The 1320-nt window shown below is 40.5% G+C and carries 1 protein-coding gene; it reads right to left on the bottom strand.

The window, feature by feature from the left end:
- A partial coding sequence (locus tag ACFIN0_RS09695; protein WP_375702449.1) for a N4-gp56 family major capsid protein occupies positions 1-1060 on the bottom strand: 1060 nt, incomplete at its 3' end.
- Positions 1061-1320 lie beyond the last annotated feature (260 nt).

The raw sequence follows: 1320 nt of genomic DNA, 5'->3' as shown, positions 1-1320 counted from the left end.
CTCTTCCAGGCATTTGGAAACGCGTTTTCTTCATCCCTAGGATTGTTTTCGCTGCAACCCCATAGACCCGTTGATAATCATCAAGCTCTTCAACCAATTTATAGCGCGTATCTTGATTTTCTGCTCCAAAGGCAAGCATCGCACTTTGTGCACCCAGTAATACAGCACGTCGGACATTTTCTTCAACACTACCATCGGATTTTACACCATGCGTCACATGTTCCGATTCACGTAAAATCACACCGTTATACATGCCTAATGAACCATCAAAGATCGGATTCTTCGCACGCGAACCTGAATAAGCCGCCTTTTGTATATCAAGCCACTGACCAGTATCTGTATTGGTACGCAATTGCATAACTTGTATGGGATGAAGATACATCACGTAAACATTGGAACCACCAACACGTACTGGTCTGATTTTGGGGTTAGCCAACTTTGCAACTTTAACAGCTTCATCAATCAACTTAAGACTAAAACCGTGTTTTGCCAGCTCTTTTACGTCTTCATCTTTCGTTTTGGCTTCTGGTCGTACAATGCGCTTACTACTTGGTGCCAATGGTGCATTAAAACCATAATACAATTCATCAAGTTCAATCTCACGCCCTTCAAATTTCATTGTAGGTGCTGTGTACCCACACACTTGCGTGAAAAACATCAAACTTAAACGGTCCGCATACCAATCAACCAATGACTTGTGTGCTTCGTCGCGTAAACTAAACAAAATACGTTGTTGATCAATTGTACCTTTGTTCTTCGTCGAAACTGCATGATTAAGTTCATTGATATATAATTTGTCATGAAGAAACTGAAGAGCTTCTTCATTACCTTTAAGCGTTTCACCTTCGCTTACACCACGCCCCATAATCTGTGCACGTAAGCTAAATGTAACACAATCGCCACCTTCTTTCCTAAGTTCATTTTTGACTTGAATGATACTATTGGAGCCTTCTCCCATTAATGGTTCAATATCAAGCGCTTTAGACGCTTCATAATTTAATCTCTTTGACCAAGCTTTCACCGCTTGAGCATCATTAATAGGTATACGTGTTATTGCCATTTATTTTGCCTTTCTTTGCTATAAAAAAACCGGCTTAAAGCCGGCAAAAACCCGCATCAAAAGCGGATTACGTTATGCGCCTAGACTATAATCAGCCATCGCGCCCCATTAACTTATCAAAAATGATTTGATTTTTAGGATTGCTATACCATTCTCCAAATTCTTTATCAGACATATTGCCAATAGATTATAAAGTTATTGGTCCAGTACTCGACCCTCCTCCAGATGCTGTTAAGGTTCGCGCAGAATTTTGCCGGCTT

Origin of the sequence: Bartonella sp. AA89HNZF (assembly GCF_042196905.1) — a bacterium.
Taxonomy (GTDB): Bacteria; Pseudomonadota; Alphaproteobacteria; order Rhizobiales; family Rhizobiaceae; genus Bartonella.
Note: the sequence above shows the minus strand (reverse complement) of the source record. Positions and strands in the feature narration are given on the sequence as shown.